The 14876-nt window shown below is 43.0% G+C and carries 13 protein-coding genes; all 13 read right to left on the bottom strand.

Annotation, left to right across the window (positions count from 1 at the left end):
- Positions 1-68: 68 nt before the first annotated feature.
- The 13 genes from ffh to sdaAB all read right to left on the bottom strand — a co-directional run bounded on the left by ffh (position 69) and on the right by sdaAB (position 14823).
- Positions 69-1409, bottom strand: coding sequence for a signal recognition particle protein (gene ffh / locus MKZ03_RS07480; protein ID WP_034662408.1), 1341 nt, complete (start codon positions 1407-1409; stop codon positions 69-71).
- A gap of 13 nt (positions 1410-1422) precedes the next feature.
- Positions 1423-1755, bottom strand: coding sequence for a putative DNA-binding protein (locus MKZ03_RS07475; RefSeq protein ID WP_012009935.1), 333 nt, complete (start codon positions 1753-1755; stop codon positions 1423-1425).
- Positions 1756-1897: 142 nt separating this feature from the next.
- A complete protein-coding gene (gene ftsY, locus MKZ03_RS07470) occupies positions 1898-2884 on the bottom strand; it encodes a signal recognition particle-docking protein FtsY (protein WP_341031440.1) in 987 nt (328 codons plus the stop codon).
- A 22-nt stretch (positions 2885-2906) separates the two neighbouring features.
- On the bottom strand, positions 2907-6467 hold the full coding sequence (gene smc / locus MKZ03_RS07465; protein WP_341031437.1) for a chromosome segregation protein SMC: 3561 nt from the start codon (positions 6465-6467) through the stop codon (positions 2907-2909).
- 105 nt (positions 6468-6572) lie between these two features.
- Positions 6573-7316, bottom strand: a complete 744-nt coding sequence (gene rnc, locus MKZ03_RS07460) for a ribonuclease III (RefSeq protein ID WP_034662415.1) — start codon at positions 7314-7316, stop codon at positions 6573-6575.
- Between the two features lie 184 nt (positions 7317-7500).
- Positions 7501-7734, bottom strand: coding sequence for an acyl carrier protein (acpP, locus tag MKZ03_RS07455; protein WP_003212028.1), 234 nt, complete (start codon positions 7732-7734; stop codon positions 7501-7503).
- 81 nt (positions 7735-7815) lie between these two features.
- The gene (fabG, locus tag MKZ03_RS07450; RefSeq protein WP_060596235.1) at positions 7816-8559 is read right to left on the bottom strand and encodes a 3-oxoacyl-[acyl-carrier-protein] reductase; all 744 of its coding nucleotides are present in this window, start codon (positions 8557-8559) and stop codon (positions 7816-7818) included.
- The gene (fabD, locus tag MKZ03_RS07445; protein ID WP_307499607.1) at positions 8559-9503 is read right to left on the bottom strand and encodes an ACP S-malonyltransferase; all 945 of its coding nucleotides are present in this window, start codon (positions 9501-9503) and stop codon (positions 8559-8561) included. The genes fabG and fabD overlap by 1 nt, the downstream gene beginning before the upstream one ends.
- 15 nt (positions 9504-9518) lie before the next feature.
- Positions 9519-10517: a phosphate acyltransferase PlsX gene (gene plsX, locus MKZ03_RS07440; RefSeq protein ID WP_307499606.1), complete on the bottom strand. Its 999-nt coding sequence runs from the start codon at positions 10515-10517 to the stop codon at positions 9519-9521.
- Positions 10518-10532: 15 nt separating this feature from the next.
- Positions 10533-11099: a transcription factor FapR gene (gene fapR / locus MKZ03_RS07435; protein WP_024424199.1), complete on the bottom strand. Its 567-nt coding sequence runs from the start codon at positions 11097-11099 to the stop codon at positions 10533-10535.
- A gap of 112 nt (positions 11100-11211) precedes the next feature.
- Positions 11212-13260 (bottom strand): ATP-dependent DNA helicase RecG, encoded by a 2049-nt coding sequence (gene recG / locus MKZ03_RS07430; RefSeq protein WP_341031433.1) that lies wholly within the window; start codon positions 13258-13260, stop codon positions 11212-11214.
- The gene (gene sdaAA, locus MKZ03_RS07425) at positions 13238-14140 is read right to left on the bottom strand and encodes an L-serine ammonia-lyase, iron-sulfur-dependent, subunit alpha (RefSeq protein ID WP_341032612.1); all 903 of its coding nucleotides are present in this window, start codon (positions 14138-14140) and stop codon (positions 13238-13240) included. Before sdaAA ends, recG begins: the two co-directional genes overlap by 23 nt.
- A 20-nt stretch (positions 14141-14160) precedes the next feature.
- Entirely contained in the window at positions 14161-14823 is a 663-nt protein-coding gene (gene sdaAB / locus MKZ03_RS07420; RefSeq protein ID WP_034662425.1) for an L-serine ammonia-lyase, iron-sulfur-dependent subunit beta, read from the bottom strand.
- Positions 14824-14876: the final 53 nt, after the last annotated feature.

The following is a 14876-nucleotide window of genomic DNA, read 5'->3' as shown; positions in this document are numbered from 1 at the left end:
TATTAACAATGATAAAAGGGTTTGTAAAGTGTTTTTTCTTAACAACGGTTTTTATCATGTATAACCAATTACATAAATGGTAATTTAAAGCCTTTTTTCTTCCCTTTGGACATGTTGGTCATTTGCTTCATCATCTTTTTCATTTCGTCAAATTGCTTTAAAAGGCGATTGACTTCCTGTACAGATGTTCCGCTTCCTTTTGCAATCCGTTTTCTTCGGCTTGCATTGATGACCTCTGGCTGTTCTTTTTCCTCGGTCGTCATTGATTTAATGATCGCTTCGATGTGATTGAGCTGCTTTTCGTCTACTTGGACGTTTTTGAGCCCTTTCATTTTACCGGCTCCCGGCATCATTTGGATCAATTCATCAAGTGGACCCATATTACGAACTTGCCCAAGCTGCTCGAGGAAATCATCGAGCGTAAAGCTCATGGTCCGCATTTTTTGTTCAAGCTCTTTCGCTTTATCTTGGTCAACGTTTGCCTGTGCTTTTTCAATAAGTGTAAGCACATCTCCCATGCCAAGAATTCTTGATGCCATCCGCTCCGGGTGGAATGGTTCAATCGCATCCAGCTTTTCTCCTAGTGCGGCGAATTTAATCGGCGTATTGGTGACAGCTCGAATGGAAAGTGCTGCCCCGCCTCGTGTATCCCCGTCTAGTTTCGTTAGAACGACACCTGTCAAACCAAGCTGTTCATTAAAGCTTTTTGCTACATTGACAGCATCTTGACCTGTCATAGAGTCAACAACAAGGAAAATTTCTTCTGGATTGGCTACTTCTTTTACTTTCTGAAGTTCATCCATCAATTCTTCATCGATATGAAGGCGTCCTGCTGTATCTAAAATGACATAATCGTGGTGTTCTTCTTTCGCTTTTTCGATTGCCTGTTTGGCAATGTCGACAGGACTGACTTGATCACCTAATGAAAACACAGGCATATCAAGCTGTTTCCCCAGCGTTTGAAGCTGCTGGATCGCTGCTGGTCTGTAAATATCTGCAGCCACCATCATCGGCTTGCGATTATGTTTTTTGCGAAGTAAATTGGCAAGCTTCCCAGTTGTGGTTGTTTTACCTGCCCCTTGAAGACCAACCATCATAATGACTGTCGGAGATTTTTTCGCTACAGCGATTTTACTCTCTTCCCCACCCATTAATTCAGTGAGTTCTTCTTTTACAACTTTAATGACCTGTTGTCCAGGGGTAAGGCTTTTCATCACCTCTTGTCCAACTGCCCGCTCGCTTACTTTTTTCACAAAGTCTTTGACTACTTTAAAATTGACGTCAGCTTCAAGAAGGGCAAGGCGTACCTCGCGCATCATTTCTTTTACATCTTGCTCTGACACTTTTCCTTTGCCGCGGATTTTTGAAATCGTCTGCTGCAGTCGGTCGGCTAATCCTTCAAATGCCATACTGTGCCGCCTCCTAATCTAATTTCTCAAGCGATTCAATTAAAGCTTCTGCTTCTTCCGTCTGAGCGGAATCTGCTACAAGCTCTCTCATTTTTTTGAGAAGTTCTTTACGCTCTTTAAATTTCTTAAACAAGAGCAGCTTTTCTTCATATTGTTCAAGCATCGCTTCAGTCCGTTTAATATTATCATAAACAGCCTGTCTTGATACTTCATATTCATCCGCAATTTCACCGAGGGAAAAATCGTCTAGGTAGTAAAGCGACATGTAGCTCTTTTGCTTTGCGGTTAACAACGATTGATAGAAGTCAAACAAGTAGTTCATTCTCGTTGTTTTTTCAAGCGTCATGGGCTCTCTCCCCTTTGTTAAGTTCATTCCCTTTACATCAACTAAGTTTACACGGTTCTCTAATGTGTGTCAAGTTTTTATCTTGTCACTTCATGAAGCGGTGTATAAATAAAAATGCCAGCAGTTTTTGCCGGCATTTTTGTTAGTCTTGTTGATCAATGACGTCTGAGAATAATCCATACACATACGATTCTGCATCGAACTCTTGCAGATCGTCTACCTTTTCACCTAAACCGACAAGCTTCACGGGGATGTTCAGCTCATTGCGAATTGCAAGGACAATTCCGCCTTTTGCAGTACCGTCAAGCTTTGTTAAAGCAATTCCTGTCACATTCGTCGCTTTAGAAAATTCCTTCGCTTGTGCCATCGCATTTTGACCGGTTGTTGCATCAAGAGCGAGCAGTACTTCATGAGGTGCATCTGGAACCTCGCGTTCAATGACTCTCTTGACCTTCTCCAGCTCTTTCATCAAGTTGACTTTGTTTTGCAGTCGTCCTGCTGTATCACAGATGAGTACATCCGCATTTTTCGCTTTTGCTGATTGAACGGCATCATAGATCACCGCTGCTGGGTCAGAGCCAGCCGTCTGTTTGACAACAGGGACACCTGAACGCTCTCCCCATACTTCAAGCTGCTCAATCGCACCGGCACGGAACGTATCACCTGCTGCTAAAATGACGGATTTCCCTTCATTTTTCAGCTTATTCGCAAGTTTGCCGATAGTCGTTGTTTTCCCAACGCCATTGACGCCTACAAATAAAATGATATTTAATCGGCCGTCTTCGATGTTCAGCGCAGAGATTTGTTCCTCTCCGCTATTGTAGATTTCAACCAGTTTTTCAGAGATGACCGATTGTACTTCACTTGGGTCTTGAATGTTTCTTAATTTCACTTCTTTTTTCAGCTCATCAATCAGTTCCATCACCGTTGTGAAACCGACATCTGCTCCGATCAGAACTTCTTCTAATTCTTCAAAAAAGTCTTCATCGACTTTACGATAGCGTGAAATTAGTTCGTTTACTCTTCCTTGAAAGGAGTTTCTCGTTTTTTCAAGTCCATCTTTAAACTTTTCTGATACTGAATCGGTTTGCTGCGTAAATTTTTCTTTTAATTTCTTAAAAAAGCTCATTTGGTTCAAAAACCTCCTTTAATTACTGGACAAGCTCTTTCGTTTCTTCTAGTTTGACGGATACAAGCTTAGAAACACCTGACTCCTGCATCGTAACGCCGTAGAGCACATCTGCTTCTTCCATTGTTCCTTTACGGTGCGTAATGACAATGAACTGTGTTTCCTGGCTGTATTTCTTTAAATATTGCGCAAAGCGGAAAACATTTGCTTCATCAAGCGCCGCTTCGACCTCATCTAACACGCAGAATGGAACAGGTCTGACTTTTAAAATAGAGAATAGTAAAGCAATCGCTGTTAATGCTCTCTCTCCGCCTGAAAGCAGGCTTAAGTTTTGCAGTTTTTTCCCTGGCGGCTGCGCGACAATATCAACGCCAGAGTTTAGTAAATCGTTTGGATCTGTCAGCTTAAGATCTGCTCTTCCGCCGCCAAATAATGCTTGGAAAACCGATTCGAAATGCCCGCGGATTTGCGAGAATGTTTCAGAGAAGCGCTTTGTCATCTCTTGATCCATTTCTTCGATGACTTGGAATAATGTATTTTTCGCTTCTGTCAGATCGTTTCGCTGTTCTGTTAAGAAGAGATATCGTTCATTTACTCGTTCATACTCATCAATGCTGCCTAAGTTCACTGTTCCTAGCTCTTCAATGGCTAATTTGATCAGCTTCACTCGTTTTCTTGCTTCATCTGGTGATAACGTCAGATGATACATCTCTTTTGCCCCTTCAAACGAAAGGGCATACTCTTCGTTCAAATAAGCGATGAGGTTGTCGAGCTCAACTTCCATACGGCCAAGCTTAATCTCTTCATCTTTTAAGCTTGTGGTGAGCTGCTTGTAAAGGCGCTTTTGTTCTTTCAGTTCACGTTCAGCAAATTCTAACGTTTCAGAAAGAGCCAGGCGCTGTTTACGACGCTCTGAAATAAGTGCGGTTGTTTTGTTTTTGTTTTCCAGTTTCTCTTTCGCCGCTTCTTCCAGCTGTTCTGCTCCGCTTGAGCTAGACGTCATTTCACTTGTTAAGAGTGACAGGTCTTCTTTTGTTTCCATCAGCGTTTGTTCAGCCTCTTCTAATTCGGCCATTAAGCTCGAAAGCTTTTCTTGTTCATTCGCTAAGGACTGCTCTTTTTTGGCAAGCGAGATTTTCAGCTCTGTTAATTCGGCAGAAATGGTTTCTTTCGTTGAGCTTTGAGTCTGCTTACGCTTTGTTAATGTATTGATCTCTTGATCAAGCGTGGTCAGTTTCTCCCCTATTGAAACTTCAAGGGCTGCCTGCGTTTTGTCCTTATCTGTAAGTTCAGTAGAACGCTGCTGCAATTCTTCTTTTTCTTGATCATAGAGTTCAAGGTGAGCATTAATATTTTTTTCGGCTACTTGCAGTTCGTATAGCTTCCCTTTGAGCTCTTGCTGCTTTTCTCGAAGGGTTTCTCCGCGTTGACGCAGTTCGTTTAATTGGCTTTCGTTTGCTGCAATCAATTGCTTCGTTTCTTTTGTTTCTTTTTCAAGAATCGTTGTTTTTTCTTCCATTTCAACGAGCTGCTTTGTTAATGTTTCGATCTCACGGTTTCTTGAAAGAAGGGAGTTGTTCTTTTTCTTTACACCGCCACCGGTCATTGAACCGCCGGGGTTCACGACATCTCCATCAAGGGTCACGATGCGATAACGATGACCAAGCATTTTTGCCAGTTCATTGGCGCCTTTTAAGTCTCTAACGATAAGTACCGTTCCAAGCAAGTTCTGTATGACTTTTTGATACTTTTCATCAAAGGAAACAAGGTGACTTGCTACACCGATAAATGCAGCATGCTGCTCAGCTGTTTGGACGTCCCTATGCTGAATGGTTCGTTCTTTGATCACATTCATTGGCAGGAAGGTCGCACGTCCAAAGGAGTGCTGCTTTAAGTATACAATTGCTTGTCTCGCAGCTGCTTCATTTTCTGTGACTACGTGCTGCGTTGCTGCGCCTAGCGCGATTTCAATCGCTGTCTCATGCTGCTGATCTGTTTGAATCAGCTCTGCAATGGCACCGTGAATACCGCCTAAACGCTCTTTTGCCTTTAAGACCTCTTTCACTCCTTGGAAAAAGCCTGAGAAGTCTTCCTGCATGGATTCTAGCATCTCTTTTTTCGATCTTGCCTGCTGCACATATTGATAGGCTTGGTAAAGAGCCGTTTCTTTTTTCTCGTATTGACGTTTCATTTGCTCAAGCTTTTGTTCCGCTTCCCTAAAGCGCTTGACCTGACCCAGTATGTCTTCTTCAAGTGCGGAAAGCTGCTGCTCAGCTTCTATTTTCTTTTCTTTGACAGACACACGTTCTTCGATGTGTTTTTGGTTGTTTTGCGTGAGCCGCTCCAGCTGCATGGCCGCTTGGCGCTGCTGTTCTTCTAGTAATTTACGTTCATTGCGGATGGTAGCCTGTTCATTAAGCAGATCAAAATAATCGCTTTTCAGCTGTTCAATTTGACCTTCCACATCTTCACTATGGAGCGACAGTTGATGCTGCTTTGTTTTCACTTCATCTTTTAGCTGCTGCACTTCTTTTTGAAGGCTGTCCCGCGTGATTTTCTGCTGCTGAATCTTTTCGGTTAACTGCGCCTGCTTTTCAGTTAAGCGAATGAGCGTTTCTTCTAGCTGTCCTTGGTTTGCAGCTGCATTTTTTTTACGTTCTTTTAATACTTCTTTTTTTCCTTCAAGCTTTTCTAATTCCTCACTTGTGAAAAGAAGAACTTCTTGCAGGTCATTAATTGATTCGTCAAGCGCTTGAATGCGGTCTCTTGATTCTTCAATTTTGGCTTCTTTTGCTTGAATATCTGTGGACTGCTTCATTTCATCTTGTTTGAAGCGCTCGACAGCTTCACCAAGTGTTGTCCATTTTTCATGAAGTGCTTCGATGTCATGGACAGTTAAGGCAATTTCGACATTTTCAAGCTCTTCTTTTTTTTGCAAATAGTCCTTTGCAATAGATGCCTGCATTCTTAATGGTTCTACTTGCTCTTCTAGTTCATGCAGAATATCTTCTACTCGGTTTAAGTTGTCCTGCGTTTCAAACAGTTTATTCTCGGCTTTTTTCTTTCTTGTTTTATATTTCAAAACACCAGCCGCTTCTTCAAAGATGCTTCTCCTCTCTTCTGCCTTACTTGATAGAATTTCCTCTACCTTTCCTTGGCTGATGATTGAAAAAGCTTCCTTTCCAAGACCTGAATCCATGAAAAGGTCAATAATATCCTTCAAGCGGACAGATTGATTGTTTATGAGAAATTCACTTTCTCCTGAACGATAGACTCTTCTTGTCACACTGACTTCGTGAAAATCGATCGGTAAAAAGTGATCTTCGTTATCTAATGTTAAAGTCACCTCTGCTAGATTGACTCTTTTTCTTGAGTCGCTTCCTGCAAAAATGATGTCTTCCATTTTTCCTCCGCGGAGGCTTTTCGCTGATTGTTCTCCAAGCACCCAGCGGATGGCATCGGTAATATTACTTTTGCCGCTTCCGTTTGGTCCAACAACAGCTGTGACCCCTTTGACAAAGTCCACGGTCACTCGCTGTGCAAAAGATTTGAATCCTATCACGTCTAAACGTTTGAGGAACATGAGAGTGATCCTCCTTATGTATTTAAAGTACTATCATCTTACCATATGAAGTGAAAAAAGATGATGGAAAACAGAGTGAAATCCCCCTGAATGACGAGGGGGATTTTATTGGTTCATATGATGTTTCTGCAATTTAGCAAGTGCTTCCTGTGCAGCATGCTGTTCTGCTTCTTTTTTAGAGCGGCCATTTCCAATTCCGAGCACTTCTCCGCGCAGGGATACATTTGCTTCAAATTCCCGGTTATGTGCTGGTCCTTTTTCATGCAGGATGTGGTATTCCAGTACACCTTTTCCATCGCGCTGAACGAATTCTTGCAGCTGGCTTTTAAAGTCCATGACATGCGAGAACGCTCCATCGTTAATTTTCGGATAGACATAGGCTTCTAGGAATCGCTCCACTGGCTCCAGCCCCTGATCTAAATAAAGTGCGCCGATAAACGCCTCGAATACGTCCGCTAAGAGTGCTGGTCGTTTTCTCCCGCCTGTCATTTCTTCGCCTTTTCCTAAAAGAACAAGGTCACCAAAGGACAGCTCATGTGCCAGAGACACAAGTGACGGTTCACATACGATTGCCGCTCTTAGTTTCGTTAAATCACCCTCGCTCATCGCGGGATATTTCGCAAATAAGAATTGAGAGATCGTCAATTCTAAAACAGCATCTCCTAGAAATTCAAGTCTTTCATTATCCTCGTATGGCTTTTTCCGGTGTTCATTCACATAAGAGGAATGCGTAAAGGCTTGATATAGAAGCTTTTCATTTTGAAAGTGTACAGAAATGCGCTGCTGGAATTCCCTAAATTGCTCTAGTTTTTTGCTCTGTTTCTGTTTGTCTTTATAGTGTTTTGGCATAGCAACCTCCAGGTAGGCTTAATCGCCTTTAAGGATACTGATTATATGGAGTCTCTCTTTCTACATGCAAGGAAACATTGCTCCTTAGCATCTGAAAAAGGCTGACAATTGATCAGCTGAATGTGTTGAAACTAACATAAATTTTCAAAGTCCCGTCATGAAAATAGACGGGACTTTGTTACGCTTATTGCTGGCTATTTATGTAGTTCACAGCGTCACCGACTGTTGCAATTTTTTCAGCATCTTCGTCAGAAATTTCCATATCGAACTCATCTTCAAGTTCCATAACTAGCTCAACTACATCAAGGGAATCAGCGCCTAAATCTTCTTTAAATGAAGCTTCCATTTTCACGTCAGCCTCATCAACGCCAAGGCGGTCTACAATAATTTTTGATACACGCTCTAATACGTCTGCCATTGCCTTTCACCTCCCCTCAAAGTATTATAGTTGATTCGTTTTTAAAAAACTAGAGAAAACCTAATGAAATTTTGATATTTCTTAGGACATAACCATTCCGCCATCTACTTGGATGGTTTGGCCTGTAATATAACCTGCTCCTTCTGAAGCTAAAAAGACAACAACGTTGCTAATATCTTCAGGTGCACCAAAGCGTGCAAGCGGGATTTGTTTGAGCATTTCAGACTGTACATTCTCATCAAGCTTGTCTGTCATATCTGTCGAAATAAAGCCTGGTGCTACTGCATTGACTGTAATATGACGGGTTGCCAGCTCTTTTGCTGTTGTTTTCGTTAATCCGATGACACCAGCTTTTGCTGCAACGTAGTTTGCTTGTCCAGGGTTTCCACATACGCCAACTACTGAAGCCAAGTTGATGATTCTTCCGCTGCGCTGTTTCATCATTTGACGTGTCACGGCTTTTGTACAGTTAAAGACCCCTTTTAAGTTTATGTTAATGACGTCATCCCATTCATTTTCTTTCATTCTCATGAGCAGGTTGTCCTTTGTGATCCCTGCATTATTGACAAGAATGTCAATTGAACCAAATGTGTCAATCGCTTGTTTCATGAGCGCTTGTACTTCTTCAGCATTTGAAACATCAGCTTTAACGGCAAATGCCTGCTGGCCAAGTGCTTTGATTTCGTCTACGACTTCATTTGCTTTTGCTTCGTTTCCAGAATAGTTGACGACAACATTTGCACCATTCTTCGCTAAATCGATCGCGATGGAACGGCCAATCCCGCGTGATGCACCTGTTACAACGGCTGTTTTATTTGTAAGCATCAAGAATCCTCCTTCAATGTTTGAATAGCTGCTTCAATTGTTTCCTGATCTGAAACAGAAATGGTTGTCAGGCGGCGATTGACCTTTTTCACAAGGCCTGAAAGTACTTTGCCCGGACCAATTTCAATAAACGTTGTCACGCCTAAATCAATGAGGCGTTCCACACTTTCTTCAAATCGAACAGGAGAATACAATTGTTCAATGAGCTTTGTCTCAATAGCATCACGAGATGTGACGATGTCTGCTGTTACATTTGAGATCACTGGTGTTTTGGCATCCGAAATGTCTAGCTTTGACAGAACATCTGTGAATTTTTCAGCGGCTGGTTTCATTAAGGCAGAATGGAAAGGTCCGCTCACTTCAAGGGCAATCGCACGTTTTGCGCCTTTTTCTTTCGCTTTCTCTGAAGCTAGTTCTACACCTTTTGCTGTACCAGAGATGACGATTTGACCAGGACAGTTTAGGTTAGCGAGTTCTACAAGGTGACCGCTCTCTGTCACTTCTTTTGTCACTTCTAGAAGCGCCGTTTGATCTAAGCCAAGAATCGCTGCCATGGCGCCTTCTCCTGCTGGAACAGCTTCGTTCATTAATTCGCCGCGCTTTCTTACTGCATAGACAGCATCTTGAAACGAAAGTGCGCCTGCTGCAACGAGGGCCGTATATTCACCAAGGCTATGTCCTGCTGCGTAATCTGCTTTGATTCCGCTCTCTTCAAATTTCTTTAAGATGGCGATACTTGTCGTTAAAAGAGCTGGCTGCGCGTTATAAGTGAGCGTCAGTTCTTCTGCATCTCCTTCAAAAATCATCGAAGATAAGTCAAAACCGAGGGTCTTGTCTGCTTCTTCAAATACAGCTTTAGATACTGCTTCTTGGTCAAATAAATCTTTTCCCATGCCAATTTTTTGAGAGCCTTGGCCAGGGAATAAAAATGCAATTTTAGTCATGCTGCTTTACCTCCATTAAGACTCGTTCGTGGTTTCTTTTTGGACTTCTTGATGAATGATGGCTGAAACGTCTTTTTCTACGATATCACGCGCCTGACGAATTGCATGAAAAATGGCGTTTTCATCAGAGGAGCCGTGTGCTTTAATGACAGGTGCCTTTAAACCAAATAAAGCGGCACCGCCATATTCGGAGTAATCCATTTTAGACTTCATCTGCATCAATTTCGGCTTCATCATCCCAGCTGCTATTTTTGCTGTGAAGCTGGATGTTAATGTTTCTTTCAGCATTTTAAATACAGAAAGGGCTGTGCCTTCAATCGTTTTCAAGGCGATATTTCCTGTGAAACCATCTGTGACAACAACATCAGCAACACCTTCTAGTAAATCACGAGACTCCACATTCCCTACGAAATTCAAGTCTGATGCTTTTAATAATTCAAAGGTTTTTTTCGTGAGATCGTTGCCTTTTTTATCTTCTGTTCCTACATTTAACAATCCAACGCGCGGATTGCTCTTTGGAAAGACACGCTCTGCGTAGATTGATCCCATCATCGCATATTGCATTAGGTGTTCTGGTTTGGCATCAACGTTTGCGCCGACATCCAGTAATAAAAACCCGCTGCCATCAAGTGTTGGCAGTGTTGGAGCAAGTGCCGGTCTGTCTATGCCATCAATTCTTCCTACAATAAACAGTCCTGCTGTCATGAGAGCTCCAGTATTTCCTGCTGAGATGCAGGCATCTGCACGTCCCTCGGATACTTCCTGCGCCATTTTCACCATAGATGAATCCTTTTTACGTCTAACTGCACGCACTGGTTCATCTGTCGGTTCAATGACTTCTTTTGCATCTAAAATCGTGATGCGCTCGTTATTTGTTATGTATGGTTTGATTTTGTTTTCATCGCCGACAAGTGTAATCTCGATATCTGAAAATGCCGTTAAGCTTTTTTTCACACCGTCAATAATGGCTTTAGGGGCATGGTCTCCCCCCATTGCATCGACTGCAATTCTCATATTACGTGCCACCTTTTACTTTTGTTTTGAGCGATACATGACGAAGTCACCTGAGAAAACAACTTCCTCACCGACATAGCTGTTTACTTCAACTACAGTTCTGCCTTTTTCTTTATCATGTGAGGCTACTTTAGCTTTCGAGACGACTCGTTCGCCTTGTTTAACCTGCCTTGTAAATCTAATATTCGCTTTTGCTGTCAGCGCCAGTTCATCGTCAATGACGGCTACTGCCAGCGAATTTGCCTGGGCGAAGAGATGATGTCCCCTGGCAATTTGATTTCGGCTAAATACATGCTCTTTTCTCACTTCTAAAATGGAAATGGCTTGGTCATCAAGCTCTACATCAATCATTTCTCCAATCACTTCATCCAGCGGAAGTGACTTCACTTCATCCTCTAATGTCTTTTCGGCCACATGCTTAATTCTTTCGCGTAATTCAGGAATCGACAGTTCCAAACGATCAAGACGAACCGTTTGAATGCTTACACCGAATTTACTTGCCAATTCTTCATCAGTAATGAACGGAGTCGAGCTGATCGTTTGCTGGAGAAGCTTTTGACGTTCTTTTTTATTTAGTTTCATATGCAGACACCATCCGTACATTTATGACTAGGTACTAATAGTAGTATATAATCTCATAGATGATAAATCAATCCTTGTTTCAAAAAGACAAGAAAATTCCTCCAGCGCTTGATCAGCTTAATTTATCTCCGCCCAGCACCCCGCTGTCTACCAGCGTTTGCCGAAGTTCTTTGTATTCGGGATCTGTCCAAAATGCGTCTGATTGCACAAGTTCTGCCGCATCTTTTCTAGCGGTTTCCAGCGCTCTGTAGTCATGAACCATATCTGCTACTTTAAATTCAGGCATTCCGCTTTGTTTTTTACCGAAGAAATCGCCGGGTCCTCTTAGTTCTAAGTCCTTTTCTGACAGCTCAAAACCGTCGGTTGTTTCGGACATGATCCGCATCCGCTCTTTCCCCGTTTCTGATTTTGGATCCGCCATTAAAACACAAAATGATTGATGCTCTCCGCGTCCAACCCGGCCTCTGAGCTGATGAAGCTGAGACAGTCCGAAGCGGTCTGCATCGTAAATGACCATGATAGTCGCATTCGGCACGTTGACACCGACTTCAACGACTGTGGTTGAAACGAGAATTTGTACTTCATTTGCTGTAAAGTCTCTCATCACCTGATCTTTTTCATCACTCGCCAGTTTCCCGTGCATTAAGCCGATCGACCACTTACCGCGGTAAGCCTCTGTCAGCATACTGTGGACATCGATCGCATTTTGCACATCCAGCTTGTCTGATTCTTCTATGAGCGGACAAATAATATACGCCTGTCTTCCTTTTCTCAGCTCTTTATCCACAAATGCAAGAATCCTCTCAAGCATGTCATGCTTGACCCAATACGTTTCGATCTGTTTTCTGCCGGCTGGTAATTCATCAATGACGGATACGTCCATTTCTCCAAAAACAGTGATCGCAAGTGTTCGCGGAATAGGTGTGGCAGTCATAAACAAGACATCTGGATCCTGCCCTTTACTTCTTAGTTTTTTTCGCTGTTCTACGCCAAACCGGTGCTGCTCATCTGTGATAACAAGACCGAGCTGCTGAAATTCGACTTCGTCTTGAATGAGCGCATGCGTACCGACTAATATATCAATCTCGCCCTCTTTTAGACGTTCCAGCAATTCTCTGCGGCGCTTTCCTTTCACAGAGCTTGTCAGAAGGGCGATATTCAGTCCCCATTTTTCAAACAGCTGGTAAAGTGAATCTGCATGCTGTTCTGCCAAAATCTCTGTTGGGACCATCAATGCCCCTTGATAGCCGGATAAATGAGCGGCATAAAGTGCAATGGCTGCAACAGCTGTTTTCCCTGAGCCTACATCCCCTTGAAGCAGACGGTTCATCCGGTACGGGGATGCCATATCAGACATAATTTCATCAAGCACTCTTGATTGTGCCTTTGTCAGCTGAAATGGCAGGCTGTGAACAAACTCAAAAACAGCCTCTTTGGAAAACGGATGCTGGATGCCTGATGTTTTTTCTCGTTCTTTCTTTCTGATTGCCTGCATCTTCAACTGAAAGATGAGAAATTCCTCGTACACAAAGCGGCGTCTTGCTTGCTTAAGCGAGTCTCTATTTTCTGGCAGGTGAATGGTTTTTAACGCTTCCTGATAGGACATGAGTTTATAGGCAAAGGCAAGCTGCTTTGGCAGTGGATCTTCGGCTTTATCTACATAAAGTGACAGGGCTTGTTTCACAAAGCGCCTCATCATCTTCACGGTTACATTTTCTTTTACTGAATAAACAGGCTCTATACTGCCATCTTGCTCGTGCGTCCCTTTTTTAAATTCCTGCACCATGATGGATTGACGGTTTTTATCCCATTTCCCAGTGACGGATACTGTATCACCTAAAACAAGGCTTCGTTTTAAATAAGGGCGATTGAAGCAAATCGCTGTGATGAGAAAACGCCCGACAAGCAGCCTGAATGTCAGCCTGCTTCGTTTTTTTCCATAATAGGTGAGGACGGGCTCACTGTGCACTTTCCCTTCAACTGTGACACGTTCATCATGCTTAACTTCTTCTAAATTACGAAGCTCATAGTCGTCATATCGATAAGGAAAGTAGCCAAGCAAATCGGCTACTGTATAGATTCCAAGTTCATTGAGTGTTTTTTCGGTTTCTTCTCCAATCCCCTTGAGGACAGAGACATTATCTTGCAGTTTCTGTATCACGAGATGAGGTCACACCTCCGAAAATCTTCTTTTCAAGCTCTCTTGCTGTCGGTGTTGCAGCAAGTCCGCCTTGTGCTGTTTCACGAAGTGCCGTTGGCATGGTTTGACCGATTTTATACATCGCATCAATGACTTCATCACATGGAATACGGCTTGTGATGCCGGCAAGTGCCATATCTGCTGCGATCATCGCATTTGATGCACCCATTGCGTTTCGTTTTACGCACGGTACCTCGACAAGTCCAGCTACTGGGTCACAAACAAGTCCAAGCATATTTTTCAGTGTAATCGCCATCGCTTCAGCAGATTGCTGAGGTGTACCGCCTGCCATTTCGACAATGGCTGCTGCCGCCATACCTGATGCTGAACCTACCTCTGCCTGACAGCCGCCTGCTGCACCAGAGATGCTCGCATTATTGGCCACAACAAAGCCAAATGCGCCAGAGGTGAATAGGAATCTGACCATTTGTTCCTTAGTTGGCTTTAATGTTTCTTTTACTGCAAATAACGTACCCGGCACAACACCTGCTGAGCCTGCTGTAGGCGTTGCACAAATCGTCCCCATTGCGGCATTGACTTCATTCGTTGCCACTGCCTTACTGACAGCATCTAATATTGTATGTCCAGACAGCGTTTTGCCTGATGCGATATATGCATGAAGCTTGACCGCATCTCCGCCTGTTAAACCTGATAATGATTTCACACCTTTCAGCCCGTTTTCTACGGCCTGTTCCATCACTTCTAGGTTGCGGTACATCTGGGAGAAAATATCTTCACGTGACTTCCCTGTCACTTCCATTTCTTGCGCGATCATTATTTCTGAAATGGAGGTATTCCGTTCTTCTGTTAGCTGCACGAGTTCTTTGACGTTTTTAAACATCATTCATAACCTCCTTGTTGTTACTCTGCAATTTGTGTGACTTGAATAATGTTTGGCAGCGTTTCAAGCTCTGATAGGACAGCTGGGTCAATATTTTGATCCACTTCGATGGTCATCAAAGCCTCTTGCCCAACATCTTTACGTGCCACTTCCATATGACCGATGTTGATGGCGAATTTCGCTAACACATTGGCCACTGCTGCAATCGTGCCGTAGCGATCGTTATGAACCACAAGAATGGCAGGATGATTTCCTGAAAGCCTGAGCTCAAAGCCATTCAGTTCAGTGATTTCAATTTTACCACCGCCGATGGAAATCCCGATTAATTCAAGCTTTCCATTTGCATCTGATATCTCTACTTTTGCTGTATTCGGATGCGCTGGCACCGCATCTTCTTCTTTAAATTCAATGTCGATCTCTTTGCTTTTTGCAATATCAATCGCTGTTTTGATGCGTTCATCAAATGTATCAAAGTCAAGAACACCGCCGATAATGGCGACATCTGTACCGTGTCCTTTATACGTATCTTTAAAAGAGCCATAAAATGAAACGACAATTTGTTTCGGTTCTCTTCCAAATAAGCTGCGAGCCACTCTTCCTATACGAGCCGCACCCGCTGTGTGCGAACTTGATGGACCAATCATGACGGGTCCAATAATATCAAACACACTTCTAAATTTCATAGGTCTTCCCCTCTCATAACCACTCACATATTGGTTTGGTTCTTTCTTTAGAC

Source organism: Bacillus sp. FSL R5-0431 (assembly GCF_038002985.1).
Taxonomy (GTDB): domain Bacteria; phylum Bacillota; class Bacilli; order Bacillales; family Bacillaceae; genus Bacillus.
The sequence above is the reverse complement of the archived record's forward strand: the minus strand, read 5'-3'. Positions and strand labels throughout refer to the sequence as shown.